The organism is Shewanella aestuarii (assembly GCF_014647215.1).
GTDB lineage: Bacteria > Pseudomonadota > Gammaproteobacteria > Enterobacterales > Shewanellaceae > Shewanella > Shewanella aestuarii.
This window is the reverse complement of sequence record NZ_BMOT01000001.1, coordinates 399,894-426,579: the sequence shown is the minus strand read 5'-3', so window position 1 is coordinate 426,579 and position 26,686 is coordinate 399,894. Positions and strand designations below refer to the sequence as shown.

Below are 26,686 nucleotides of genomic sequence, written 5' to 3'. Positions count from 1 at the left end.
TGAAATTATTGGAAATTTAATCACTATTAGCTTTGAAACATGCCACCACTAGCTAAGCAACTCCACTTCATCATGGGTTAATAGCCGCCATTCTCCGGCTGGAATATCGAGTACGATTTGGCCAATTTGTTCGCGGTGCAGTTTATTCACCCGGTTGCCTACTGCAAAAAACATTCTTTTGACTTGATGATAACGCCCTTCTCTGATGGTCAATTTCACTTCATACTCATTAACGATGTCTACTTTTGCCGCTAATGTCAGCTTAGTTTCTCCTTGTAATAACAAGCCTTGCTGTAATTTTTTAACCGCCTCATCATTAATAGGCTTTGCTAATACCACTCTATATACTTTCGGGCAGTCACGCTCTGGGCGGGTAATATTAAAAGACCAACGTCCATCATCGGTTAATAAAACCAGGCCTGTTGTATCAGCATCTAGTCTCCCAACTATATGCAACTCATCTTTATCAGCTATGGATAGTCCCGTCAGCAACGAGGGATAATGACCATCGAGGTTAGAACTCAGGGTATGCGTTTGCTTATGCATTAACATATATCGAAACGGTCGGGTAACCAATAATATGCCATTATGTTCTATCTTGTTATCTTCGTGTACCTGACAATGTACTCGTGTTTCTATCACGCCATTAACGGAGACATGACCTTCACTAATTTGGGTCATTACCTCAGATTTTGTTAATCGAGTACTTTTTAAAACAAATTTATCAAGCCGCATGTGACCCATCACTATAGAGGTTAAAAGATATTCCAATTAGATTAGTGAATGGCTCTGCTCTAGTCACTTATTATTACCGCATGCTTTCAGCAGTTAACAGCTCGTATGCAGCAGCTTGCTCCATTGGTTTTCCATGATAATAGCCTTGGGTTCTTGCTATACCAATTTGTTTTAACGCCTGATATTGCAAAATATTTTCAACACCTTCAGCGGTAACTCCTATACCAAGTCTATTAGCAAGTAATGAAATACTTTCAACAATCGCATGGTCTTTTTCATTATCCAATAATCTGTTAACAAAACTCCTGTCGATTTTTATATTATGGATAGGGAAACGATGCAAATAACTCAGTGATGAATAGCCTGAACCAAAATCATCTAAGTGAATATTTATTCCAAGTGCTTCTAACTGATGTAAAATTTTCATAGTCAATTCAGGATCATTGATTAATACATTCTCAGTTATTTCAATATTGAAACAGTGCGGAGGTAATTTATATTTAACTAAAATTTTATTCAGTTTTTCAACAACTTGATAAGTAGACAATAGCTCACTAGAAGCGTTACAACTGATGGATAAATCATCCCTGTTGAGCAATTTACGCAATTTAACTATTTGTTCAATTGCTTGATCTATCACAAAATAATCAATTTCTGCTATTCGGCCAATTTCTTCTGCCATACGTAAAAAGTTGTCAGGAGCAATCAATCCCTTCTGAGGATGAAACCAACGAACAAGCGCTTCAAATCCATAAATCTGGCCAGTCCCAGCATTTATAATAGGCTGAAAATACGCAACAAGTTGCTTATCATCCAATGCCTTGCTCATTTCATTTCGCAGCCTTAACTGCTCCTTTGCCATTTTATGCATATCAGCATTGAATACCGCATAACTGCCTCGACCACTATGTTTTGCATGGTACATAGCACTATCTGCATCACGTAGATAATCTTGGGCATCCATCAAAGATGGATTAGCAAGCACAATTCCTATACTGGCATTGGTAATAACCGACTCTTTTTTTAATAAAAAAGGCTCAGAAAGGGCTGTATTAATCCGTTGAGCCAATTCAATTACCTGTTTTTCATCATTAATATATTCCATTAATACACAAAATTCATCGCCACCAAATCTTGCTAACGTATCAGAGTTACGAATAACGTGATTCAGTCTTTCTGAAATGCCGACAAGTAATTTATCACCTTCTAGATGTCCTAAACTGTCATTGACCAATTTAAAGCCATCAAGATCAAGAAACAATAAAGCAAAATTGTATTTAGGATTGCGTTGGTACTGTTTAATGGCTTTTGTTAAAAACTCTATAAATAACGTTCTATTGGCTAAGTTTGTCAGAGGGTCATGAAATGCTAATTGATTGAGTTTAACTTCAGCTTGTTTTCTTAAACTAATATCTATGCATTGAATAAATATGTAATCAGATATCCCAAGGGCATTTTTTTGAACAAATACATTAATATAGCAGTATAGTTCAGTACCATCTTTGCATACCAGTATCCGCTCTGTATCGTAAGAAGGTAATGTCACATTTTTAATAATTTCTAACTCGCCGGTACCGCCACTGCGTTCGTCGGCAGGCAATAAATCGATATAATTCAGCTGACAAATTTCATCTTCTGTGTAACCAAAGGTTTTACAGATTGTGCTATTAGCTTGTTGTATCCGTCCATCTAAACTGACAACTGCCATGCTGATAGTGGAGTTTTCAAAAACATTGTTAAATAATTTCTGACTTTCAATTTTTGCTTGTTCTGCTTTGTGCTGCTCAGTAATATCTTGCACTGTGCCTGTTAGCACTCGCCCATCCTCACTAGCTTGCCCAGTTGAGTGTACATATTTTGTATCTTGGGGATGATTAATATCGCTTACCTCATGGATAATCGTAAACGCTTTTCCCTCGGTAACAAAACACTGGTAAACATCAATAATTTCATCAAGTTCACTGTTGTTTAAAAGATTAAACAATGTCTTTAAATCAAGCTCTTCTACTTGCAATGGGGTCAACTGCAGTAACAATATTAATTGCTCAGAAACCGTTAATTTATGCGTGGTGGTGTCATATTGCCAGCTTCCCAAACGTGCGATGGCCTGGGCGTTAGTTAAACTGTCTTGGCTTAATTGTATCTGCTGTAATTGTTGTTCTAATATGTGATTTGCGTTGGCAAGCTGTTTATCCCGTTTGATCAAATTTTGGTTCATGAGATTAAAGGATCTTGCTAAACGTCCTAACTCGTCAGGACGCTCTTCATCAATATGCTGAGCTTGTAAACCTTGTGTTAATGCTAATGTGGCGCGATTAAGTTCAGATAAAGGTCGAGTGATCTTTTGTTTCATCACAATAAACAAAACAAGTAATTCGATTATCAGTGCGATAAAGCCGGATATAAAGACAATGATAGCGGTATTTGAAGCGACGTTGCTGACAAGTGATTTGGGAATAACACTCACGTAGTACCAAGCAGGCCCTTTTAATTTGCTTACCATTAAATAAGCATCGATTGAAGGAAGTTCGATTATTTGCGATTTATCTTTAGCATTAATGACGGTTTCATAAATAGACTTTAAAGCATCATCTCCATTTTGCTCAATAATAAAATTCCCATCGAATTCTTTTAACTGTTGAACATATTTTTGGTGAGCAATCAATCTGCCATCTTCCCTAAAAATCAGGTTATATCCCCCTTGTTGTGCTTGATTAATGGTTCTTTTAAATAATTCGTCCAAAGACATATCGTTGCCGATGGTAGCAATATGTTGTTGCTGGTAATAAATTGGAGTTTCAATAGAAACCATCCAGATATCTGATTGTTTATCAAGATATACCCCCGTCCAAACCGTTTCTTTCTGAGGATTATTCTCTTCTATGGATATGGCAAAATATTCTTCAAGTCTAATATCAAAATCGGCTTCTAGGCGATAGGTAAAATCAGCAATTGATGGCCAGTAAATGGCAGCAAAGTTTTCAATTCCAAATGCATAGGTATTTATGAATCGATTACGCCAACTTTTGCCATAATCACTAATAAGCCCATGTAATATACTGACGCGGTATTGCAACTCATCGGTAATCTCGACATCTTTTGCTATCCAAACTCCCGCACTGTTGGCTGCATCAAATGTTTCCGGATTTACTCGTATCCCTCCATCTGCTTGCACAACCAGCTGTTGTTCAAAAAAACTATTATTACCATCGATATTTAGTGGTTGATAAGCATCAAGAATAGCGTTTTTGAGCAAATCATGATTATCCTCAGCTAAGGAAAATATTTGACTTTCTCTTGCAGCTCTTTCCAAAGTAAGAGATTTGAACTCTGCTAATTTAGTTGCTTCCATAGTTGAAAAAATATGGAAATAACTGATAGTGGTTACCAGAGAAATAACGATTAAAATTCTGATCCCTACAGATACCAAAGTATGACTAACAATGGAATGATTAGAATTTTTAGAAAACATGCCCATTTAAATTTCCTGTAACGATTTTCCATAAAAACATTACGGATAAGTTGTTATTTTTATTATAATTGTGTCGCCACACTATATTAGCAAAAACTGCTTGAAATTGGCAAATTGTTGAGACTTTGTAAAATCTCATTAATTTATAATAGTATAAATCAATCACGAGATTGGGCTTAATTTATAGATTACTAACGATTTAACTAGAAAACTGGACTTTTCATTTACGCAAGCTGGCATTACTCAATAAAAAAGAGTTGAGACATTACATCTCAACTCCTCATCCAACAATAAACTGCGTGCTTTTGTTCCATTTCGCGAACGATTGTGATTTTTTATAAAATCAAAGTCACATAATTCTTATGTCATTAATAACGAAAAGGATATTGGCATTATGATTATCATTCAAGCCTAAACTGGAGAGTTCTCAATCCCCAGTCTGACAACATCATATCTTGAATTCGTTCTCTATCACCCTCGCTGCTGCATCCCCACATTCTTCCACAGGTTTGGCCGGCTATATTTGACCCTGTACCTTTTGCAGTATCTGGAATCATATTGTTTAATTGAGCGATGTGTGAACGAAACATATCTTCAAAGGAATCATTTATTACATCAATAGTTTCCATTTCGCCTTCTGGAAAGTTTACTGCTACCTTTGTTTGTTCATCTTCTACTCGTTGAGGTTCCAATTGGGCTATATCTTGTGCAACATGCGCATATAAACTATCTAAAGGCAGTGATTTAGTTGTCTCATGATAATAAAGTGTTTCAGCATATTGGATTGCTGCTTGATTTCTTTCTTCATAAGCTAGTGATAGGTATTCATCAGCCAGTTTCACGTTCTGCTCAACAATCCCTCCACCTAAATATAATTTACCCAGTAACAATGAAGATTGACTGTGCCCTAATTTTGAAGCATAGATTAAATAATCAATACCTTCATCAATATCCTTTAAATGGGTATCTTGAAGATACATCACTCCTGCTTTGTATTTTGCATCTAAAACACCATACTTTCCTGCTCGGCGATACCATTTCAACGCCATATCTAAATCTTTATCAGTGCCATAACCTGAATAATAAAGTTCACCCAGCATAGCCATTGCAGATGAATGACCCCGCTTAGTTAAAATTCGATATGCTTTAAAATATTCGACACAATCTGAGGTATTACATTCTGAAAGCTGACTAGCTTCACTTTGTGTTGGAGTAAAAGTAAAAAAGCTGACCAAAAGACTAAAAATAATAGTATTTATTTTCATAATTAAAATCCATTTTTGAATAATCTTTTACTATTGAGGTTTAAATATCATTTGTCTATAGTAATTTTGTCTATTAAAAATGTGACATTATCGAACAGCAATAATTACATGCCTTTAAAATAAGACATCCTAACCATGTTTAATAAAGCGATTTTTTATTTTAAATATCAACAGTATAAGCAATAGCTGTTACTGTTCATCATCAGTCATGGCATGATTGATTTGATCGCTGTCGAAGCCTTTACGGGATAAATAAGCATAAGCTTTGGACTTTTGTTTATAATCGGATAGGTCGTATCGCTTTTTGACCAGTTCATTTTTACAACTCAAGTAAAAATCAACTTCATCTGTTAACCCTAATTGGTAAAGCGTTTCTTCAAATTGTTTAATATCAACCAGGCGTTGTTTTAGCTCCTGTAATATTAATGTTTTACCCTTACCTTTTTTATATAGCTTAATAATTTCAGTCTTTAAGTCGACTTTATCAGCCTTTATCGCCAACTTACTTCGTAGTGACTCACGCTGGGGATGTTGTGATAATGCATGTTCAATTTCAGCATGGGAAAATCCTTTCATCATCATTTGCGAGAACAGTTTTTCACGGCTGGTATGCTGAAAAGTGGGAAATTTGTTGAGTAACCTTGATGTGGCTAGTGCATAGGGATCAATATTTTGCTGTTGCATCACCAACTCAATAGCATTATCGATATCTGTGATGCCTATCCCGCGTATTTGCAATTTACGTTTGATTGCGCTTTTACCCAGCTCATTACTAAAAGCTAACTCGCAATAACGTATAGCAAATTGAACGTCATTTTTTAAATAGCCATCTTCAACCAATTTAGTGATGACAGTGTCAATCCACTGTTGGTTATCAGTTTTTCGTTCAAGCTTGGTGCGGATCTCCCTAATGGTAAAGTCCTGTTGACCAAGGTGCCAATAAGCATTACTAAAAACTTGATCTATGTTGGTGGCTTGACGTAATGGCTTGTGCTGCATGACGAATTAATTAACCGATCCAGTAAATCATCAGTGTAGCAGAACTCTACTGGAGATTTTCTACTATTAACATATCCATTATAAGCATTCCGCTAGCTTATTTAGACTAAGGAGATGCTTATTTTAAATACCAAAACGGGATTGGTTGATAAACCAATCCCGCTGTGCATCGCCTAATACTTTTTACTTCAGCACTGGAGTACGTGGAGGGATCACACGCTTGTTACCTGTTGCCTCAAAAGCCACTGCAAACCTAAGCAAATTGTTGTCGTCATATGCCCGGCCAGCAAAGGTTAACCCTGCAGGCATGCCAATATCAGCCATTAGCCCCATAGGTACGGTCACTGTCGGTACACCTAAGTGGCGAATAGCCAGGTTACCGTTGGCTACCCAAATGCCGTTGCTCCAAGCGATATCTGCCGAGGCAGGGTTAACATGCGCATCTGCAGGGCCGACATCTGCCATGGTAGGAAACAACACTGCATCAAGTTTGAGTGCGTCCATCCAGTCTTCAAGATCAAGCTTACGGGTTTTCTCAAGGCCGCGCAGACCATCTGGGATGCTATCGATTTGGTTATAGGATTTTAGCCCACGCTTGGCCATGTTGACATATTCATCCATACCGGCAGCAAGATCCCCCTCACGATTTGGCAAGGTGCCTAGATCATGCGGGAAAATTAAATGACCGTTAACATCTTCAAGCTTATTCAGTTTAGGGTCATTATTAGCACGCAAAAACTCATCGAAAGCCCAACCAGACAATGCCCATAATTCATCATCAAGAAATTCGGGGGTTACTATGCCGCGATTGAATACTGTCGGTGCGCCTGGGCGATCCCCTTCACAGTTAGACACCAGCGGAAAGTCAACTTCTATGACTTCTGCGCCAGCAGATTCCAACGCTTGACGAGCAGCTTCCCATAGTGCTATCACGGATTCACGAGTATTAATCCGCTGCCCTGTAGGGCCGCCAATACCCGGATTTTCACTCGTGCCAGCTAATTCATCTTTGTTGATATACATGCGTGGCACACCAAAACGCTTGCCTTTAAGAGTGTCAGCTTGTGCTGCCAGGTCTAAATAAGATTGTGGACGCACGCTTGAAGCTTTAGGGATTTCAACCCAAGGTTGCAAGCGCCACAGATCACCTCGGGTGATCGGATCGTCAGCAACAATAACATCAAGTACTTCGAGCATATCAGCCATAGTACGGGTATATGGCACTACAACATCCATGGTCGGTGTCAACGGCCAGTTTCCACGAACAGAAATGACGCCGCGAGATGGAGTATAAGCACACAGGCCATTATTTGATGCTGGCCCACGACCGCTTGACCATGTTTCTTCGGCTAATCCAAAAGCAGAATAACTTGCCGCTGTGCCAGTCCCGGCGCCATTAGAGGAACCTGAAGCGAAAGGAGCAGTAAGGTAGTTAGCATTGTATGGACTTTCAGCGCGACCATAGTGACCGCGTTGCATGCCACCGTTTGCCATAGGAGGCATGTTGGTTTTACCTAAACAAATTGCACCTGCGGCACGAAGGCGCTCGACGGCAAAAGCATCATATTGGGCAACTAAATCCTTAAACGCTGGACTACCTGACGCAGCAGTCAGCCCCTTAACCAAATAGCTATCTTTGGCGGTGTAAGGTATGCCATCAAGTGGGCTGAGTACTTTGCCAATTGCACGTCGCGCATCAGAAGCTTCAGCCTCTTTTATGGCATCAGGATTTCGCACCACTAACGCATTTAGCTTGGTTTGTGTCGCCGGGCCATCATAAGCGTCAACCCGTGATAAATAAGACTTAACCAATTCAACTGCTGTAGTACGACCGGACTCAAGGGCTGCACGCAGCTCGGCAATAGAAACCTCAGTGACTTCGAACATGTTACGACCTCTTATTGAAAGCCAATTGTATTGACAGTCAAATTTATTGAAAAAACAGCGCCATTAATGGTCATTGTGTTCTCCTTAGATTTTACTTACTGCCCAGAAGGGATCTGTTGGGTGATACAATGAATATTACCGCCACCTAATAAGATCTCACGCGCAGGTACTCCAACAATCTCATATTCTGGGAAAATATCCTGTAGTTTTTGGGCAGCGATTTCATCCGTGGCAGGATCAAGTAATGGGAACACAACACGTTGGTTGGTAATTAAAAAGTTTACGTAAGAACCTGCCAAACGTTCACCCGCCGTACGTGGAACACCTGTGCCCTGTTCGACACCTTGCGCTTCTTCGGCTGTACAATACAAAGGACCTGGCTGAGGTAATAGATGGATTTTTAATTTACGACCTTGTGCATCAACTGCATTTTGTAATACATCTAGCGCGGCTTTTGAACGAGGATATTGTGGATCGGATTTATCATCAGTCCAGTGTAAAATAACTTCACCAGGACGAGCAAAACAGCACATATTATCAATATGTCCATCTGTCTCATCCATATATACGCCTTCTTCTAACCAGATAAATTGTTGTACATTTAAATACTCAGACAATAATGCTTCTATCTGTTCACGCGTTAAGTCTGGGTTGCGGTTACTGTTAAGCAAACATTCAGCACTGGTCAAACAGGTACCTTCACCATCAACATGAATTGAGCCGCCCTCTAGGATAAGCGGCGTTTGATAACGATCAAAACCATGCACAGAAAGCATCTTTTGTGCAACTTGCTCATCTTGATCCCATGGTGAATACAAGCCACCATTATGCCCACCCCAAGCATTAAACCCCCAATCAATACCACGACATTCGCCCTTGGCATTCACTACAACCGTAGGACCTGTATCACGGGCCCAACAATCATTACTCTCTATTTCAACCAAAGTCACATGCTCAGGCATAACCGTCTTTGCCTGTACCAGAAATGACTGCGGAACCCCCATATAAACAGGAGTTGCGGCACCAATCGCATCGGCTACCTTAGCAAAAGTCGCCTGAGCGTAAACACCAGCAGAGCGCCAGTTATCAGGACGATATGGCCAAATCATCCACACAGCTTGCTGCGGAGCCCATTCGCCGGGCATGCTAAATCCATCTTGAGATGGCTTAGTCGATAACTTAGCGGCATCCGCATTCATGTTTGTCATGAGCTTTGTCTCCAGTAATGCTGAAATACTAAAAAGGCTGCGTCCTAACATAGGACGAAAGAATAAAATAATAAATATCAATACATTAAATCAAATGATTACAATCATCATACGAAAAGTAAGACCGACATTGCCACATATTTATTGGCTAAGCTTAGGATTCGTAGTTAAGACAGCCACACATCATATCATTTATGAGTGCTTGGGCTAAATAGTTGAATGTAAGACATTGATAAGAATTTATAAGGCTAGATAAATTTAGGATATTATTTCAACAAGACTGCAGACGCCTTGTTAATAGACGTCTTTATCGGGTAAATATTGGGCTTAACAGATAGATTTACAGAAAAGGTTTGCTCAAGCGAGCTTAAAGATAAGCAGATAAATTGTTTGAATCAATCCATATGCAAAGCCTCTCACCTCAAAAAAAGAAAACACTAATAGTCAACGTTTATCTTATTTAGTCAAAAGAAGAGATAATCTGCATTCACTAAATAACAACTACAGAATCACTCATAAAAAAGATTACACATTTTAAAATCATTAACTAATAAAAATAGCACCCCAAGAAAGTCAGCATTTACAGTCGATAAATTATATTAAGATATTTCTTGGATAAGTTGTCGATGCCTCCTAGTCATTAGTTAGGCATACACGCCGTCAACTACGTATGTTAAACACAGCGTTACAACAATAATAAAAACGTTGATAGTTGCTCTGGTGTGCCAAGCAAAATGCCCATAGGAAACACTTAATTTGGTGCTGGTTATAACGATTAACCCCATTAAGCCAAACCATGGGGTGAAAAAGAAAACGGCTTTCCACTTAACCAGCGAAACAGCCAAATCATGGAGTGCGCCACTGATGATAAATGTGATGAAAACAGCCAATGAGCTCGGTAAAAACTTGTTAAGTGGTCTCATGACGTTACGAGACAAATAGTAGCTCCAAATAGGGTTCCAGTAATACCAAAACACAGGAAAAGACTTAGCACCTAAGGAACGTGCAAACATATTTCTCATTGAGTGGCTTGCGCCCAGAGGAACCCCATTTCGTTTCTTAACATATTGTGAAAGAGACAATGAGCTTCGCATGATAATTCCTTATGCCTAACGTTTTAATATTTTTGCTTTACGCTGTTTGCAAAACATAAACCACTAATTGGTCTAGCTCTATGCCACAACCAAATTAATCGGTTTTTATGCTATAGGAATTTGTATTTTTTCGGTAGGGATTTTTTGTATGCCACGGTAAAGCCGAGCCCTGTCAAAGGCACAGCTTCACCGATGGTTAGCGGAGATTAAAAGGCTATTTCACCTTTTCGATATCGCCAGGCTTCCAGCTCTTGTCGATGGCAGCCTCTGTTGGTCCATAAAGCCGTAGGATCGCGAAATAGCCTTTACCCGGTACGGTTGCAAGCCAGTTTGCTTGCTTGCCTTCCAAAGCCTTCGGCCCGAGGTAGAGAGTCGTGCTGCCATCGGCATTCTGCACTGGCTTGTCGCGCGAGCCGAGCGATGGGAAAGGCCTACCATTAGCGAGACCAGAGGCGTTTTCAGCTTCGTAAAGCGTCACCGACCAAAACAAGGCGGCCGGTATATTGGCCGGCAAGTTAAGTTGATAGCTGTTGCTGCCAGTCAAGGACACCCCCTGACTGTCGGTAAAGCCAATCATGTATTTCGCGCCCTTGCCCGGTATTTGCGACATCATACCTGGGCTAAGCGAGTAGTAATCGGTGAAGAACCAAATGCGAGTGTCGAGATCGATATACCCCTCAGCTTTTCTGCCCCAGGCCAAGTCAAACGGCCCACTCGGATTTTCCGGTGTCCCTTCGGCGATAGGATTAAGCCAGACGCGGTCAGGGTAAACACGTAAAGAACGCCCATTGACGACTTCTTTGAAGCCGACAACACGGCTCATCTTGTAGGCCGTCTTGGCAGCCCGATCGAGGATCTGCCGCTCATGCTCATCAGGGTTGAACGGCAAGCCTTTGATAATACCGATGGACGCCAGCATCCCGAGTCCATCCGGGCTCGCTAAATGGCTGCCCTCACTGTCCAGCAATTGCTTGAGCTGGTCGAAGGCATGGCTATCGGAAACTGGCAGCATGTTTGCCGGAACACCTGAGGCATTCGGGAATGTCATTGGCCTAGCACCCGCTTTATTGTTGAGCGGATAGATCTTCGACTGTTCAACCAGCTCGGCGGCAGGCGTCAGATCATTCGGATCTTGATAGAACGCACGTAAGAAGACAAAAACGTTGTTGGTTGCCGAACGATAGACAAAATAGCCTTCCGGCACCTCACCGCTGTAGCCCGGCGGCAGCAAGAGAAACTTGCCGCCTTTACCCGCATCAGGCCCAGGTAGGCCAACGTCGCCAAAGAAATTACCGCCATCGACCGGAATTGGTCGCTGCCACGCATCGAGTAGAATGCCCTGTAGGCCAGGTGGTGCCTCAAATACCAGCGGACCATCTTTGCCAAGATCAACATAGCTCATCGCGTAAAGCACATCTGAGTTTGGGGTCGTTACTAGCGTCTTCGCGTCGAGGCGCTGCTTCCAAACTGGCAGGACGTTGTAGCCTTCACCGAAGACTTTCTCCGAACCATATTTCATCCCAAGCGTGTTGATCAGCGGCATTGCCCAGAGATAGGTCTGGGTGGCACGCTGAAAAAGTAGCTCATCTTGCAAGATCTGTGCGGTTTCCGCTGTCGGCCTGTTTTCAACGAATGGCAAGTTGGCCAGTTCGTCAAACCCTGTGGTCTGGGCGGATCCTGATGTGCTAAGCATCAGCAGGCAAGCAAGCGCTGTAGCAACCAGCGCTTCCCTTCGTATTGACTTCATTATCGTTTCCTTATGTTTATTAGATAATCCATTGCATAGCTAAGGGACTGACACCAGCGGCGCATAATATACACAGGATGCGTCGATTGAGACAATCCAGTGACAAGCCCGACCTTGAGCGACTTATTAGATACCACTCAATCACCAAAAATCATAGCATCTGAGATCTGATAATGTTCGTAGTCATTCACGTCAATAAGCCAGAGATCTTGCTTTTTACTTACTTTCACTGTCGAGTAGCGGTCGGATGACACCTTCTCGCCCGAAAAAATTAAAATGCGCTTGAGCCCATCGGGAGGCGTGACATGCACTTCCGCGTTTCCAAGCGTAGTGCGAATGACGCCGAACTCACACTGCAATGAACCCTGCGCATCTCCCAATGAGCAAGAGACTGAGCCAGTAGCGTGAAAAGTAATATCGTTGACATTAGCATCTTGAACTGGCGCTTCAGTCACAAAACCAGCCTTCGCGTTTTCAGCTTTAGACTTAGTAATGTCGCATCCTTGCCGCTCAGAAACCTGAGTGCAACCGGAACGGATAAGTTGCTCTCTGTACTTTGCGTTAATAGCATACGCGGAGGTGCTGGATAATGCTGCTAAACAAACAGCGATAATCAGTTTGTTTTTCATAGGCCTTGTCATTTCGATGTGGATGTGAGGATTGATATGTATACAGTACTCGGGTTATCGTTATATTGCACTAGTTTTAAGGACTTAAACTTCTTTATTTACAATAAGATCACTAGCATTACTAACATGGCTCAATTGATACCATCTAATCATTTATATATTGCTAAATAATATTAGAAAAGGATGAAAATTTAGTAGGTGTATTTCAAAATATCGATGCTTTTTGTGCCGTTTTTATTCCTCAATATAAAACAGTGTATTACTGATGGCACACGTATATGGAGGGCATAAGTTCACAGTGTATTTATTGACCACACCCGAACATCAAATTTTATATTCAATTCCCTCAATATCCTTAAGCAATGCTGCAACGTTTACATCTTTGCCGTAACGACTGAAAGTGATGTTGAGATTAACGTGACCGACGATTTGAGCAACAATATGCTTGAGTTCTGAGATGATTAATGACCTCATCAACGTAGCGAATAAAGTCATTTATACGGATTTGATGGTCAATAGACTTGATGATTTTTTTGAGAGCTCCTGCAACATCGATGTTACGGATGACGGCTTCTGCTCTGTCACGAGTCAGTTGTGAGACTTTTACATCAAAAGGAAAACCTTTATCGCGTAATGATTTGGCTAAACAGATACGCGTGAAGTATACGTTGTTGGGGGCTCTGCTTATGTCAAAAGCAGATACATTGTCTGAGTCAATCCTTATGGAGAGCCCCTCAAACGCCAAATACAAAAAAAGCCGTTGATAATCAACGGCTTTTCTCGTATTTAATATGGCGGAGGGATAGGGATTTGAACCCAAGAAACCAGCCACAAAATAAAAATAAAATTCATTATAATCAATAGCTAATCGAAAAATCACATCTCAGATAGTGAACATTCGTAGTCGATATATGACATTTAAATATTTATTAGTTCTTTTGTCAATAACTGGGTGTACACTTAATACATATTTTTTTGATTAACAATAACAGAAGCCACGCAGATTACTAAATAGTAAAAACCGTTAACTCGTGATAGCGCTTAATTTAATATTCTGAATAACTTCCAGTCCATATTTTTTGATTATTCGCTCAAGGAACTCAGGCTCAATATGGGACGCATGTGATATTAGTCCTAATAAATAGCATGCATCATCATTAGCTAATGTATTAAATTTTGATTTATGTATCATCGAGGATATCAATCGTTTTTTGTCCCTACCTATCGATAATCCACCTTCATTTGTTAATGTTACACCCGTTACATGTCTGTTATGTGCTTTGGAAGTAAAAATAGTTTTTTCAGGGTTAATTTCAACACCTACAACGGTTTCCTGTAACAGTTGCATGATTATTTCAGGAAGCTCAAATAAAATATTTTTAATATTAGTAGAGAAAGTAATATCATCAGCATACCTAGTATATGTAACCTTTTTAAGCGAACATTCATAACTGATTTTTTGATCAAATATATGCATCAGAAAGTTTGATATCAAAGGCGATGTTGGCGCACCTACACTTAACGTCAACTCTTTGTTAGCCTTTGATTTATAAAACAATAACCCTTTCAACACTAACTGATCATTTTTATCAAAAACAATTCCATTTTTTTCTGCTATAGAAAAAAATAATGATGGAGTTATGCTTGGAAAGAAATTTTTAAAATCCATTTTTAATAAATATTTAGAATTTGAATGCTTATTAGCATTATCTTTTATTCCAATACCTTTTTGATATGCAAATGCTGCATCATGTACTGGCAAGATTTCAATAAGCTTCTTTAAAAGCTCCCTTTGAATAAACTTTAGCTCTTTCGAAGGGTGAGCAATTGTTCTTGTATTTTTTGAATTTCTTTTTGGAATTTCATAAACTTTATAGCGGTGAGGTGATGTCAAAGCAAAATTAACAATATCATACTTAGCCATAAAAAGAGATTCTGATAAATATTCAATAATCATTTTACACCTCCATTAGCCATTTCGAATTTTACTAGTATGTCTTTCATCGCATTTTTTCGTTTTCTAGATTGGTCATCCTGAAACGCCACGAAAGATTGCTTTAATTTCATTCTGATTGCTTGTTCATCAAACCCACTTCCTGTTGAAAGTTTGCCAAAATTTAAAATTCTAATCGTTGGTTGCCTTGAATAATAATACCTATAGCGACTATAAAAAATTGAATCGATTATTTTCAATTTATTAAGCAGGTATATATGACGAGTAATTTCGGATTGCTTAATTTCTATATCCAAAGACATTAAAACTAACTCAATCTCGCTCAAAATTATTGGGTAGCTAATTCGGATAATTTCAGCAATTAAAAAAGCTATATGACCAGAATTTTTAGCATTGAACTCAACATTTTTAGGCAACGATGATAATTTTTCTTCTATTGATTTGCATAAATCTTCAAGATGATCATTTTCGTATTGTTCGTTAGCTTTGGGCCATGGATAGATAGCAACAGCAGTAGGTTCTTTCTTTTTAATATTTTCAAGAGGGCCTAAATAAATAAAGGAGTCCTCCCCACTTACTTCCTCTTGTGGTGCAACAATTATCAACTTTTTAAAAAAATCTGGTTTGGTACAGAACATCCCCAGTTCCACTAATGAACCAGGGCTCTCTAAAAATATAATAACCAGAGATGCTAAATTAGCAATTTCTTCTTCAAAAATTAGAAGATCAGGGTAAGCATTCTCTTTAAAATAATCTTTAAATGTTTCAGCTTGGACTATTGAATCGAAAACAGCAGGATATTTAGAGGCGGAATATGAAATTAAATGATTTCTGAAGCTTAGAGGAATAACAGATTGGACATCTACCACCCCTCCGCAAACGAAAAGATGATGAGATTCTAAATTTACTTTAAATTTCTCAGTAGAAAGTTTTTCAAACGTTTCTATTAAAATGTTTTCAAACTTAGTACTCAACTTACATCCTTATATAAAAAAATGGGACTAAAGTCCCATTGTCCACTCTTTACTCAAAGGAAGCGTTAGATATTTATCTATCGCTCCTGAGGCACGAAGGATCGGTAGATAAATATCTAACGCAGCCCAAATGTGCTCAATAAATTTGTGTCTAGCGAATCGCCGGACAAGCCGTGAATTTAAACAGCCTAAACGCTAAAGAGTCCTTTCATCATAATTTGCTAAAAAGTAAAACACAACCCTTAAACTATAATACTTTGAATGTAGCTTGAGGTTTGTAATCTTTTTCACATTCGCAGCATGTGGCTGTTGGGGTTCAAAGGGGATCTCCCCTTGCCCGTAGCTCCTATCCGACCTTTTGGAACAAAAGTGGGATAGGAGCGTACCGGGTTACTATGTTGTCCCACTTTTAGTGGGCTAATCTTTTTCGCAGTCCAGACTGCGGTGCCAATCACGCTCTTGCTCTCTTCGTGTGCGGCTTTGACTTCAAATTATGACGCTGTACGCGTCTAACTCATCAATTTAGACCAATAAAAAGCTAAAAATCATGTACGGGAGCATTTTTGAATAAAGCTAAAATCACGGTATTTTTTTTGCTCTCATGGAGTGCGAGTGCATTTTGTTTCATGAAATGGCTCGCTCTCTGGTGTAGCAAAATATTTACGGTTGTTCGAACCTCACTCATACCTTTGCCACTATAAAACAGCATTTTTAGTCTGATTGACTGTTATCTCGAAAATATAAAGCTTTTTTGGTCTTTCTAAGCGATATTCGTGCATTATTTCTAGCCGTAAAAAATGAATCATCTCTCTGAGATATGCGACTTATTTGTGAGATAGCGTCTCTGTCATATGAGTTAAGTCCCCTGTATGAGCGTTTTTTAGCGTGTAAATTGCTTTAGGAAACGATGAAATCAACGTCAGTTTGCTCGCTGTGATGTTAAATTCAGCCAAGTTTTAACCGCTGTGGCGTTAAATTCAGTTTAAAGCTGACTTTATCTACCACTGGCTTGAGTGTTTTTATTTCAAATTTCTTACCATAACGGCCAAAGGTGATGTTGTGATAAGCATGACCCACAATTTGGGCAACCAATGATTCTTCGACTTGTAATTGTTTAAGCTCATCGATAAAGGTGTGTCTGAATGAATAAGCGGTTGGTCGTTTACCTGCGATAAAGTGTAGTTGGTCGAGTAATTTGCCAAATTCACGACAAAAGGTGTGTGACCAAATCCCCTCTTTATTGGGTTTGTAGGTAAATATCGGTTGGCTTTTTGATGTCCGGTTTGATGTTTGTTGTTTTGTTCGGGTTTCGACAAAATCCATAAAACCTAATTCAATCAATTGTTGATGTATGGGCACAATACGTTTTGATTGCTCTGTTTTAAGTTGTTGCCCTGCACCTTCATTGGTAATGGTCATTACCGCGATACCGTCTTTTACGCTGATATTATCACTGTGAAGTTGACACGCTTCTGCTGGGCGTAAACCGCTGTATAGCATCAGTAAGGTTATCCATTTAAAGTCCTGGCTTTTGTCGATAAATTCACTTGAACAAAATACCTGCTTTATCTGGCTCGGTTGCCAGCGCTGACGCGCTAAATCGTGCCCAGCTTGGTTGCTTGGCTTGGATAGTTTCACCTCATCAAACGGGTTGGCGCTGGTGTAGCGCATGAGTTTGCACCATTTAAAGAACTGCGACACTGCCGCTAGGTAGTCTTTATTACTTTTATGGCTTCGATCTTCTTCGAGCAAGCAATCCTTGTATTCCATCGCCTCAGCGCTGGTGATGTCGAATACATAATCTAGGTGGGTTCGCTCAATAAAGTGGCCTATACGTTGATTGAGCTGCTTTACCGTTAAGGCTGAGACAGACTGCTTTTGTTTGGAGGTGATAAATTTAGATAACGCGTCAGGCAAACTTACATTAGCTATTGAATTTACGCTGCTTTTATTCATTACTGGATTTAACGATACCCGATTATCGTTATAGGGATAATTGTCATATGTCGCAGTATTATGTGCTAATTGCGTTGGTCTTGTGGGAATACACTGGGTGACTTCTCGCAATGGCTTGGCATTTTCATCAAGCGTTTCTGTTACCCCAACAAAGCCTACACGGGCATCATTAATCAATTGATTGACGTGTGCTTTAAATGTATCTGGCTGTGATTGTGGGGTTAAGCTACTGATTAATGGTCGTAAGATACCCGCAACCACAAGGTTACGGCCAATAGCGATTGAGCGCTGTTTAGTGAGCAAAGATACTTTGATGTCGGCAGCGAAGCCTTTATCACGCAGATAAGCAGGCAACACCATGCGGGTGTAATAGGTACAATTTGTGGCTCTGAATAGGTACATATGTCTCAGTCATCCGTTTTGGATCTGAGAATAGGATTTTTCAAATGCTAGAAAGCAAAAAAGCCATTGATTATCAATGGCTTTTTCACTTTATAATATGGCGGAGGGATAGGGATTTGAACCCTAGAACGGGGTAAACCGTTGCCGGTTTTCAAGACCGGTGCATTCGACCACTCTGCCATCCCTCCGAACGCCGCGAATAATATGACAACCTATTGGAGCTGTAAAGCCCTAATTTAAAATAATTGTCTATGTGATTATTTTAAAACCAATCTGATTAGTGTTTAGTCTTTTTTATCGCGATACGAGCTGGATCTGGCATAGTGAACGAATCTTGCACGCTTTGCCATGTTGTATGTCGGCTAGTGTAATACGCGCCAAATACCATCACTGAGCAGATCAAGATACCTAAGCCAATTGCCTGTTCACCTGCGCTAGCAAATGCAGCCACAATACTTGATGCACCAAATGCGACACTGATTTGAATAAAGTTCTGTAATCCTGCAGCTTTTGCGGCATCATGTTTAAATGTTTGTAATGCGTTATTCACCACAATAGGATAAATCGCGCCATTAGCTGCAGCCATAAAAGCAAACACAATCAGTAGTGGATAGATAGTGGTCATCTCAAAAACGATGGTCAAAATTGAGATCAGTATGGTTGTAGTAAAGAAAAGCCCTAACTGCACTTTTAATGCAGTTGGACTACCAAGACGTTTGATCAGAATTTTACCGCCATATCCCCCAACAATGAACATTATCGTTTGCGGAATAAAACTTAAACCTATTGCTGTTGCGTCAAAGCCAAACTTATCCATCACAGCTGGCCACAGGGTTAAGTAAGAAAAGAATGCACCTGAACAAGCGGCAAATATCATCACATTACCCACATAAAATGGCTTAGCTAACATTTGCTTAAATGTCATGGCCTTGTTTTTATCAGTTTGTATCGCTTTTGCACATGGCTTGTCGGCATTGACAAAAAACTGAGTCATAAGAATCAACATCACCCCCAATATGGCTAAGCAGGCAAAAATGCTTTGCCATCCCCAGTACGATAAAAACAACGCCCCGATTAATGGCGCTATTGCAGGTGATAACGCAACTAGCGGCATAATGTTTGACAGTACATGCTGTGATTCTTCAGCATCATATTTTTCAATAACTAAAGCCTGCCAGATGACACTTGCACTACATACACCGATGGCTTGGAAGAAACGGCCTATATTCATCATCACGATATTATCGCTAACAATGATCAGGCCAGTTGCCATGATATATAGCATTAACCCTAACAGTAATGCATTTCGCTTGCCCCATTTTTCGACTAACTTACCATAAAGCAGTTGACCAAATGCTAAACCCGCTAAGAATGTCGTGAGTGACATTGCCACATCTGCTGTGGTTGCATCAAATGAGCTTTCAATTGATTTAAAAGCAGGCAAATACATATCTGTGGCGATAAAACATAGCATACTCAGAATGGTTAAATAGATAAAAAAACCAGCTTTCTCAATAATACCAGGGGATTTTTGTTGTTTACGCATATCTAATACTCAAATTATTTTTCATTAGACATAGTTTAAATATTAGAAATTATTCTGTGAAACGTTTATATTTGAACCTAGCCATCAAAAAATATCACAGCAAGGTTTTACTATGCTTTCAGAACAAACACTTCATATGATCGACATTGTTGCCCGATTAGGCAGTTTTACCGCAGCAGCGAATGAATTACATAAAGTGCCGTCTGCGGTGAGTTATGCCGTTAAACAGGTTGAGACAGATATTGGTGTAGTGTTATTTGAGCGACATCACCGCTCGGTTACCTTAACTGAACCAGGTAAACACTTTTTACAGCATGCACGAGAATTGCTCAGACAAATGGATGAATTGAAACGTGAAACGCAACGTGTTGCTAATGGCTGGCAACCCACCTTGTCAATTGCGTTAGATAACATAGTACGTGCGGATAAAATTAGTTCATTGATTGCCGACTTTTATCGACACTTTGATGATGTAGAATTGATCATTCAAATCGAAGTGTTTAATGGTGTTTGGGAGTCATTAGCCAGTGGGCGAAGCATGGTAGCAATAGGTGCGACCACAGCAATACCCGTTGGTGGTGTATATCAGTATCGTGATATGAAAGATATTGAATGGGCTTTTTTAGTCAGTAAGAACCACCCGCTTGCCGAAATCGACAGACCATTAATTGATGATGAACTTCGTCAGTACCCAGCAATTTGTCTTGAAGATACCTCTAGAGAAATCCCTAAACGCACCACCTGGTTGTTAGACAATCAGCGACGTTTAGTCGTACCGGATTGGATCCGCGCCATTAACTGTTTTCGATCAGGTCTAGGTATTGGATATATGCCAATCCACCTTGCACAGCCTTTTATCGCCAGTGGTATGTTGATCCAAAAAACATTACAAAACGCTAAATCATCAAGTCCGTGTTGCTTGGCGTGGGATCAAAACCGTATGTCCCCTGCACTTCAATGGGTACTTGATTATTTAGGTGAAACAGATAAATTACATCGAGAGTGGTTAGCTTAAATAACCTAATGACTTGAAAATTAATAAAATGGCCCCATATTCTACAGTAATATAGCCATTGAATTGTTATAATTGAATTTGTACAAAAGTTCATTTTTAAGATTCAATTAAGCTAGCTTGTTGACAATGAAATGAATGCTAAATGAGTACGCTTTGATGTTGAATTGGCTTTATGATGAATAAAACTATCTACGTTACTGAGCCCTTATTAACGAATTGACTGTCATTCAGTTTAAGATGATAAAACTGAATGATTAAAAAACGCTACACCACGTATTTAAATGTCTTGGAGACTGTTATGAATCAACACACTTTGTCGAGCCAACATGCTACGACGATGGAAACAAACAAACTCATTAAAAACACTTACATGTTGCTTTCGATGACATTAGCTTTTGCTGCGGTAATGGCTGGTGTTGCAATGGCATTGAATATCGGTCCCTTTATGTCTATCGGCCTGTCTTTGGGCAGTATCGTCGTGATGATGGTGACGTTGAAAAAAGCGGACAATGCGTCTGGGTTGGCATGGATTTTTGCTTTCACAGGTATGCAAGGTGCATCACTGGGGTATATTTTAAATCACTATGTTGGCTTAGCAAATGGCCCTGAATTAATTATGCAAGCCTTTGGTTTAACGTCGATAATTTTCGTTTCCTTATCGGCTTATGCAATTACCACCAAGAAAGACTTCAGCTTTATGGGCGGTTTTTTATTTGCAGGCTTACTTGTAGTGATTGGTGCATCGCTAATCAACATGTTTGTTGGCAATGGTGTGGCATTCATGGCCATTCAAGCGGCGGTAGCCATGTTAATGGTCGGTTTGATCCTGTTTGATACTAGCCGTATCGTTAACGGCGGCGAAACTAACTACATTCGTGCAACCATTTCTTTATTCCTTAACTTTATCAACTTATTCATGGCACTACTTCACTTATTAGGCATGGGTAACGACGATTAATCGTCATTGCTGATAAATTAAGTTAAAATGGCCCTAGTTTAGGGTCATTTTTTTTATAATGAATAAATTCATCGTCCAAGTTAACGGTCCCGCTTATGGGTCTACAGCCAGCTTCAGAGCACTTAAGTTCTGCCAAGCTGCCACATCTGCTGGTCATCAGGTTATCAAAGTCTTTTTTTACCAAGATGGCGTGCAGAACAGCAATTCATTACATTGCCCTGCCTCGGATGAAATTAATCTGCAGCAATTATGGGTAGACTTTTCTCACTCGCAACACGTACCGCTGATTAATTGTGTATCGGCAGCATTAAGACGTGGTGTGTTATCTGAACAAGATGCAGTAGAAAATAGCAAGCCGCAATGGAACAGTGATAGCACATTCATTATGGGTGGCCTGGGCGAATTGGTCAGTGGCATAGAACATGCCGATCGCCTAGTGTGTTTTTAAGGAAAAACTTGTAATGAAAAAAATATCGATAGTATTTCGACATTCCCCTTATGGCACAACAAAAACCCGAGAAGGAATAGATTTTGCGTTATTAAGTGCAAGTTTTGAGCAGCAAGTGTCACTGATATTTTGTGATGAAGCGGTATTGCATTTATTGCCTAATCAACAAGCTGAATTAGCAGGCAGCAAAGATTATGTTTCGGTGTTTAAGGCTTTTGAATTATATGAAATTGAAACCATATTAGCCTGCAAACAATCACTTGACACACTCGGGATCAAACAACAAGAGTTAGCCATAGATGTACAAATAGCTGAGGCTGAAGCCATTAGTGAATCACTCGTACACGCTGATGAGGTATTGGTATTTTGATTTTACATCACATTCAAACATCCGCTAGCCATGATAACGCATTGCGTATGTGTTTAAGATATATCACAGCTGGCGACAGCCTTATTCTGACAGCTGATGCGGTAAATGCTTTGTTGTACCCAGACTGGCTAAACTTAATTGCCCCTTTCGCTGTTTATGTTTTAAAAGATGAAATCAGAGCTCGAGGACTAGAGCCTAAATTAGCCAGCATCTCCAACATTCAAATTAATGTGATTGATGATACAGAATTCGTTAATCAATCGCTACGACACACTAAGGTGATTACATGGTAAGTTCCGCTTTTGAATTTATGTTTGAGTTTAACGGCCACGCTATCGAAACCGACAAACAGGGCTATTTGAAAAACGTAGAGGATTGGCAACAAGAGATGGCGCCAATACTTGCCGCGACTGAAAACATTGAATTGACAGACTCCCATTGGGAAGTGATCCACTTTGTACGAAATTTTTACTTAGAATACAAAACTAGCCCAGCTATTCGGGTATTGGTAAAGGCAATTGGACAAAGTATGGGGCCTGATAAAGGCAACTCAAAGTATCTGTACACCCTATTCCCTGTTGGTCCTGCAAAGCAGGCGACTAAAATTGCCGGTTTACCTAAACCCGCTAAGTGCCTTTAAACCTTTAAACCTTTAAACCTTTAAACCTTTAAACCTTTAAAATAGCGCCCCCTATTTTCAGCGTCTAAAAGATTTATTTGAGCGTAATTAAAGTCAGGTAGATTTATAGTCTGATTCTAAAAACAAAAAGCCTCGAAGAGTCATTCTTCGAGGCTTTTTTATATGTTGCTGAACGACTACGGCAAAGTATTTTCGAGTAAAATATATAAGGCTTGGCTCAATTGAGCTATTACCATAAACCCAAAAAAATACATCACTACAGAATACACCACATTGTTATTTTTAGGCTTGCGAGCCATGAATTGACTTTCTCAACAGCAAATATCTAATAACGCTATTTTTAATGAAAAAGTCTTTCCTAGTCAATAACTTTCGGAATTACCCTATAACTTCTAAACCACCCATATAAGGACGTAATACTGTAGGTACAGTAATTGTACCGTCAGCATTCTGATAGTTTTCAATAACCGCAACCAAAGTACGCCCTACCGCTAAACCAGAACCATTTAAGGTGTGTAATAAAGCAGGTTTATTATCCACTTTATTACGATACCTAGCCTGCATACGACGTGCTTGGAAATCTTTCATGTTTGAACAAGAAGAGATTTCGCGGTAAGTATTTTGTGCAGGTAACCACACTTCGATATCAAAAGTTTTACTCGCGCCAAAGCCCATATCACCGGTACATAAAACAACGGTACGGTATGGCAGTTCGAGAGCTTCTAAAATACTTTCTGCATGCTTAGTCAACTCATCTAATGCTGCCATTGAATGGTCTGGATGAACAATTTGCACTAATTCAACTTTATCAAATTGGTGCTGACGAATTAAACCACGGGTATCACGACCGTATGAACCTGCTTCACTTCTGAAACACGCTGTTAAAGCCGTCATTTTAATCGGTAATTCAGCTTCATCAACAATGGTATCGCGAACCAAGTTAGTCAGTGGCACTTCAGCTGTTGGAATTAATGACAAGCTTTGCGCTTCTTCAGTAGCTGGCTTAGTGTGGAACAAGTCTTCACCAAACTTAGGTAATTGCCCAGTTCCCAATAAGCTATCTTCATTCACTAATAACGGCACGTATGCTTCGGTATAACCGTGTTTACCTGTATGGGTATCTAGCATGAACTGACCAAGGGCACGATTTAAACGCGCGATTTGTCCTTTCATGACAATAAAACGTGAACCGGTAATTTTTACCGCATTTTTAAAGTCTAAACCTTGGAGTGCTTCGCCCAAATCAAGGTGATCTTTAACTTCGAAATCAAACGACTTAGGTGTGCCCCAACGTCTAACTTCTACGTTATCATTTTCATCTGCACCTTGTGGTACAGCATCGTCAGGCAAATTAGGTAAACTCATTGCAAGTAAGTTTAATTCTTGCAGTAATGCGGTTAATTCGGTCTTTTTAGCGTCTAACTGAGCACCTAAATCACCTACTTGCGCCATGATCGAACTTGTATCTTCACCACGAGCTTTAGCTTGACCAATGGACTTAGAAATCGCATTGCGAGAAGCCTGTAGTTCTTCAGTTTCAACCTGTAGCGTTTTACGCTTGTCTTCTAAGGCAGAGATGTGATCAACATCTAAGGTAAAACCACGGGCTGCTAAACGTTTAGCAGTGTCTTCAAGTTCGTTACGCAAAAATTTTGGATCTAGCATGTTGTCAGTTCTTTTTAGTTAAACGCGAGAAAAAATTAGCTGCTGTCCTAAGTACACCATAAATAAACATAGGGTAACGTTCAGCAACACATTAAGCATACTTTTAAACCATAAACCTTCTTGCATCAGCAATAAAGTTTCATTAGAAAAAGTAGAAAAGGTAGTTAATGCTCCAAGTAAGCCAACACCAACGAGTGACTTAACTTCAGGGCTTAAATGGCTAAGTTGCCCTAAGGCATAAACTATCCCCATTAGAAACGATCCTAATACGTTGACCAACAGTGTACCAAAAGGGAAACTGCTTCCAAATACTTGGATCATAAAAATTGACATTAGATAGCGCAAAACAGCGCCAATTGAACCACCTAAAGCGACAAATAGAATATTAGTCATAGCGTTTTAGCTCACTGTGTTGATCTCGTTGGGCTAAGTTGGCCAATTTATCTTTAATGCGCTTTTCGAAACCACGATTAGTTGGCTGATAAAATTGTGCATCTTGTAGCGATTCAGGGAAATAATTCTCACCAGCCGCAAAAGCATCTGGTTCATCATGGGCATAACGATATTCTTGACCATAGCCAATATCTTTCATCAATTGCGTGGGAGCATTGCGTAAGTGATTTGGCACAGGCTCATGCCCTGTTTGCTTAGCCAAATCTCTAGCCTGTTTAAACGCTGTATACACAGCATTACTTTTGGGTGCACTCGCAAGATACAGCACAGCTTGTGCTATGGCTCGTTCACCTTCAGCGGGTCCTAATCGATGAAAACAATCCCAAGCATTGAGAGCCACTGTCATTGCCATCGGATCTGCATTGCCTATATCTTCTGATGCGATAGCGAGCAGGCGCCTAGCAACATATAACGGATCGCCACCACCTTCTAATATTCGGCAAAACCAATATAAGGCGGCATCAGGAGCCGAGCCACGAACCGATTTATGAACCGCTGAGATTAAATCGTAAAATTGATCGCCATTTTTGTCATAGCCAGCCACCTGATGACCAGCCACCTGGGTGAGCATATCAAGGGTAAACTCACCCTTATCGGCAACTAAATCGCCCATTAACTCAAGTAAGTTAAGTGCTTTACGTGCATCTCCATCGCAAATTTGCGCTAATGAATTAGCCACGTCATGGGATAAAACCAGCTGCCTTTTACCTAAACCACGGTCAATATCCGTTAAGGCTTGCTGAGCAATTTGAATGATTTCGTCATTGGTTAATCGATTGATTAAATAAACTCTGGCTCTAGATAACAGTGCATTATTGATTTCAAATGACGGATTTTCAGTTGTTGCACCGACAAAAATAACCGTACCATCTTCAATGAAAGGTAAAAAGGCATCTTGCTGGCTTTTGTTAAAGCGATGGACTTCATCAACAAACAGTAACGTTCTTTGACCACGACTTTGAGCAATCGCTTTTGCCTGTTCGATAGCCGCGCGAATATCTTTGACACCGGAAGTCACTGCAGATATCCGTTCTACATGAGCATTAGCATAATGCGCGACTAACTCGGCTAAGGTGGTTTTCCCTGTGCCGGGTGGGCCCCATAACAGCATAGAGTGCGCACGATTGGCCTCTAATGCTTTACGTAACGGTTGTCCTGCACCAAGCAAATGCATTTGGCCAATATATTCACTGATAACACGCGGCCGCATTCTCGCCGCTAAAGGGCGAAAATCGGGTGCGAAATTAAAGTCGAGATTGGCCACGAAAA

The 26,686-nt window shown here is 40.0% G+C and carries 23 protein-coding genes and 1 tRNA gene; 6 read left to right on the top strand and 18 right to left on the bottom strand.

Going from position 1 to position 26,686, the window contains the following annotated elements:
• Nucleotides 1–48 precede the first annotated feature (48 nt).
• The 15 genes from IEY03_RS01900 to punC all read right to left on the bottom strand — a co-directional run bounded on the left by IEY03_RS01900 (nt 49) and on the right by punC (nt 19,868).
• Nucleotides 49–735, bottom strand: a complete 687-nt coding sequence (locus IEY03_RS01900) for a pseudouridine synthase (protein WP_188839641.1) — start codon at nt 733–735, stop codon at nt 49–51.
• Nucleotides 736–808: 73 nt separating this feature from the next.
• The gene (locus tag IEY03_RS01895; protein ID WP_188839640.1) at nt 809–4,213 is read right to left on the bottom strand and encodes an EAL domain-containing protein; all 3,405 of its coding nucleotides are present in this window, start codon (nt 4,211–4,213) and stop codon (nt 809–811) included.
• A 395-nt stretch (nt 4,214–4,608) separates the two neighbouring features.
• Nucleotides 4,609–5,472 (bottom strand): tetratricopeptide repeat protein, encoded by an 864-nt coding sequence (locus IEY03_RS01890; protein ID WP_188839639.1) that lies wholly within the window; start codon nt 5,470–5,472, stop codon nt 4,609–4,611.
• A gap of 189 nt (nt 5,473–5,661) precedes the next feature.
• Nucleotides 5,662–6,471, bottom strand: a complete 810-nt coding sequence (locus tag IEY03_RS01885; protein ID WP_188839638.1) for a RecX family transcriptional regulator — start codon at nt 6,469–6,471, stop codon at nt 5,662–5,664.
• A gap of 183 nt (nt 6,472–6,654) precedes the next feature.
• A complete protein-coding gene (locus IEY03_RS01880) occupies nt 6,655–8,358 on the bottom strand; it encodes an amidase (RefSeq protein WP_188839637.1) in 1,704 nt (567 codons plus the stop codon).
• Nucleotides 8,359–8,453: 95 nt separating this feature from the next.
• Entirely contained in the window at nt 8,454–9,566 is a 1,113-nt protein-coding gene (gene aguA / locus IEY03_RS01875; RefSeq protein ID WP_188839636.1) for an agmatine deiminase, read from the bottom strand.
• A gap of 644 nt (nt 9,567–10,210) precedes the next feature.
• Nucleotides 10,211–10,660, bottom strand: coding sequence for an acyltransferase (locus tag IEY03_RS01870; protein WP_188839635.1), 450 nt, complete (start codon nt 10,658–10,660; stop codon nt 10,211–10,213).
• Between the two features lie 214 nt (nt 10,661–10,874).
• A complete protein-coding gene (locus IEY03_RS01865) occupies nt 10,875–12,407 on the bottom strand; it encodes a DUF1254 domain-containing protein (protein WP_188839634.1) in 1,533 nt (510 codons plus the stop codon).
• Between the two features lie 137 nt (nt 12,408–12,544).
• The gene (locus IEY03_RS01860) at nt 12,545–13,036 is read right to left on the bottom strand and encodes a hypothetical protein (RefSeq protein ID WP_188840038.1); all 492 of its coding nucleotides are present in this window, start codon (nt 13,034–13,036) and stop codon (nt 12,545–12,547) included.
• Between the two features lie 412 nt (nt 13,037–13,448).
• On the bottom strand, nt 13,449–13,916 hold the full coding sequence (locus IEY03_RS01855; RefSeq protein WP_188839633.1) for a hypothetical protein: 468 nt from the start codon (nt 13,914–13,916) through the stop codon (nt 13,449–13,451).
• A gap of 144 nt (nt 13,917–14,060) precedes the next feature.
• Nucleotides 14,061–14,993: a retron St85 family RNA-directed DNA polymerase gene (locus IEY03_RS01850; protein WP_188839632.1), complete on the bottom strand. Its 933-nt coding sequence runs from the start codon at nt 14,991–14,993 to the stop codon at nt 14,061–14,063.
• Nucleotides 14,990–15,964, bottom strand: coding sequence for a retron St85 family effector protein (locus IEY03_RS01845; RefSeq protein WP_188839631.1), 975 nt, complete (start codon nt 15,962–15,964; stop codon nt 14,990–14,992). Before IEY03_RS01845 ends, IEY03_RS01850 begins: the two co-directional genes overlap by 4 nt.
• Nucleotides 15,965–16,909: 945 nt before the next feature.
• A complete protein-coding gene (locus IEY03_RS01840; protein WP_188839630.1) occupies nt 16,910–18,322 on the bottom strand; it encodes a site-specific integrase in 1,413 nt (470 codons plus the stop codon).
• Nucleotides 18,323–18,420: 98 nt separating this feature from the next.
• A tRNA-Ser gene (locus IEY03_RS01835) sits at nt 18,421–18,510 on the bottom strand.
• Nucleotides 18,511–18,599: 89 nt separating this feature from the next.
• Nucleotides 18,600–19,868: a purine nucleoside transporter PunC gene (gene punC / locus IEY03_RS01830; RefSeq protein WP_188839629.1), complete on the bottom strand. Its 1,269-nt coding sequence runs from the start codon at nt 19,866–19,868 to the stop codon at nt 18,600–18,602.
• Nucleotides 19,869–19,980: 112 nt separating this feature from the next.
• Here punC and punR point away from each other — a divergent pair, with 112 nt between their 5' ends.
• The 6 genes from punR (at nt 19,981) to IEY03_RS01800 (ending at nt 23,299) form a co-directional block, all read left to right on the top strand.
• Nucleotides 19,981–20,883, top strand: a complete 903-nt coding sequence (gene punR / locus IEY03_RS01825; protein WP_188839628.1) for a DNA-binding transcriptional activator PunR — start codon at nt 19,981–19,983, stop codon at nt 20,881–20,883.
• A gap of 298 nt (nt 20,884–21,181) precedes the next feature.
• The gene (locus IEY03_RS01820; RefSeq protein WP_188839627.1) at nt 21,182–21,841 is read left to right on the top strand and encodes a Bax inhibitor-1 family protein; all 660 of its coding nucleotides are present in this window, start codon (nt 21,182–21,184) and stop codon (nt 21,839–21,841) included.
• 58 nt (nt 21,842–21,899) lie between these two features.
• Nucleotides 21,900–22,289 (top strand): sulfurtransferase complex subunit TusD, encoded by a 390-nt coding sequence (gene tusD, locus IEY03_RS01815; RefSeq protein WP_188839626.1) that lies wholly within the window; start codon nt 21,900–21,902, stop codon nt 22,287–22,289.
• 13 nt (nt 22,290–22,302) lie between these two features.
• Complete coding sequence (gene tusC, locus IEY03_RS01810; protein WP_188839625.1) at nt 22,303–22,659, top strand: sulfurtransferase complex subunit TusC; 357 nt, start codon at nt 22,303–22,305, stop codon at nt 22,657–22,659.
• Entirely contained in the window at nt 22,656–22,952 is a 297-nt protein-coding gene (gene tusB, locus IEY03_RS01805) for a sulfurtransferase complex subunit TusB (protein ID WP_188839624.1), read from the top strand. Before tusC ends, tusB begins: the two co-directional genes overlap by 4 nt.
• Before the next feature lie 17 nt (nt 22,953–22,969).
• Nucleotides 22,970–23,299: a TusE/DsrC/DsvC family sulfur relay protein gene (locus IEY03_RS01800; RefSeq protein WP_188840020.1), complete on the top strand. Its 330-nt coding sequence runs from the start codon at nt 22,970–22,972 to the stop codon at nt 23,297–23,299.
• 378 nt (nt 23,300–23,677) lie between these two features.
• On the opposite strand, the gene serS is transcribed toward IEY03_RS01800, so the two are convergent.
• The 3 genes from serS to IEY03_RS01785 are packed head-to-tail and all read right to left on the bottom strand — an operon-like array spanning nt 23,678 to nt 26,681.
• Nucleotides 23,678–24,964, bottom strand: a complete 1,287-nt coding sequence (gene serS, locus IEY03_RS01795; protein WP_188839623.1) for a serine--tRNA ligase — start codon at nt 24,962–24,964, stop codon at nt 23,678–23,680.
• A gap of 18 nt (nt 24,965–24,982) precedes the next feature.
• Nucleotides 24,983–25,357, bottom strand: a complete 375-nt coding sequence (gene crcB / locus IEY03_RS01790) for a fluoride efflux transporter CrcB (protein ID WP_188839622.1) — start codon at nt 25,355–25,357, stop codon at nt 24,983–24,985.
• Nucleotides 25,350–26,681: a replication-associated recombination protein A gene (locus tag IEY03_RS01785; protein WP_188839621.1), complete on the bottom strand. Its 1,332-nt coding sequence runs from the start codon at nt 26,679–26,681 to the stop codon at nt 25,350–25,352. Before IEY03_RS01785 ends, crcB begins: the two co-directional genes overlap by 8 nt.
• Nucleotides 26,682–26,686 lie beyond the last annotated feature (5 nt).

Excerpts from the sequence above, each read along its gene's own strand:
- punR (WP_188839628.1), top strand. The coding sequence starts at position 19,981 with ATGCTTTCAGAACAAACACTTCATATGATCGACATTGTTGCCCGATTA.
- IEY03_RS01820 (WP_188839627.1), top strand. The coding sequence starts at position 21,182 with ATGAATCAACACACTTTGTCGAGCCAACATGCTACGACGATGGAAACA.
- crcB (WP_188839622.1), bottom strand. The coding sequence starts at position 25,357 with ATGACTAATATTCTATTTGTCGCTTTAGGTGGTTCAATTGGCGCTGTT.
- IEY03_RS01885 (WP_188839638.1), bottom strand. The coding sequence starts at position 6,471 with ATGCAGCACAAGCCATTACGTCAAGCCACCAACATAGATCAAGTTTTT.
- IEY03_RS01840 (WP_188839630.1), bottom strand. The coding sequence starts at position 18,322 with ATGTACCTATTCAGAGCCACAAATTGTACCTATTACACCCGCATGGTG.
- IEY03_RS01880 (WP_188839637.1), bottom strand. The coding sequence starts at position 8,358 with ATGTTCGAAGTCACTGAGGTTTCTATTGCCGAGCTGCGTGCAGCCCTT.
- IEY03_RS01800 (WP_188840020.1), top strand. The coding sequence starts at position 22,970 with ATGTTTGAGTTTAACGGCCACGCTATCGAAACCGACAAACAGGGCTAT.
- punC (WP_188839629.1), bottom strand. The coding sequence starts at position 19,868 with ATGCGTAAACAACAAAAATCCCCTGGTATTATTGAGAAAGCTGGTTTT.
- IEY03_RS01900 (WP_188839641.1), bottom strand. The coding sequence starts at position 735 with ATGCGGCTTGATAAATTTGTTTTAAAAAGTACTCGATTAACAAAATCT.
- IEY03_RS01865 (WP_188839634.1), bottom strand. The coding sequence starts at position 12,407 with ATGAAGTCAATACGAAGGGAAGCGCTGGTTGCTACAGCGCTTGCTTGC.
- aguA (WP_188839636.1), bottom strand. The coding sequence starts at position 9,566 with ATGACAAACATGAATGCGGATGCCGCTAAGTTATCGACTAAGCCATCT.
- tusD (WP_188839626.1), top strand. The coding sequence starts at position 21,900 with ATGAATAAATTCATCGTCCAAGTTAACGGTCCCGCTTATGGGTCTACA.
- tusC (WP_188839625.1), top strand. The coding sequence starts at position 22,303 with ATGAAAAAAATATCGATAGTATTTCGACATTCCCCTTATGGCACAACA.
- IEY03_RS01870 (WP_188839635.1), bottom strand. The coding sequence starts at position 10,660 with ATGCGAAGCTCATTGTCTCTTTCACAATATGTTAAGAAACGAAATGGG.
- IEY03_RS01860 (WP_188840038.1), bottom strand. The coding sequence starts at position 13,036 with ATGAAAAACAAACTGATTATCGCTGTTTGTTTAGCAGCATTATCCAGC.
- IEY03_RS01850 (WP_188839632.1), bottom strand. The coding sequence starts at position 14,993 with ATGATTATTGAATATTTATCAGAATCTCTTTTTATGGCTAAGTATGAT.
- serS (WP_188839623.1), bottom strand. The coding sequence starts at position 24,964 with ATGCTAGATCCAAAATTTTTGCGTAACGAACTTGAAGACACTGCTAAA.
- IEY03_RS01895 (WP_188839640.1), bottom strand. The coding sequence starts at position 4,213 with ATGGGCATGTTTTCTAAAAATTCTAATCATTCCATTGTTAGTCATACT.
- IEY03_RS01890 (WP_188839639.1), bottom strand. The coding sequence starts at position 5,472 with ATGAAAATAAATACTATTATTTTTAGTCTTTTGGTCAGCTTTTTTACT.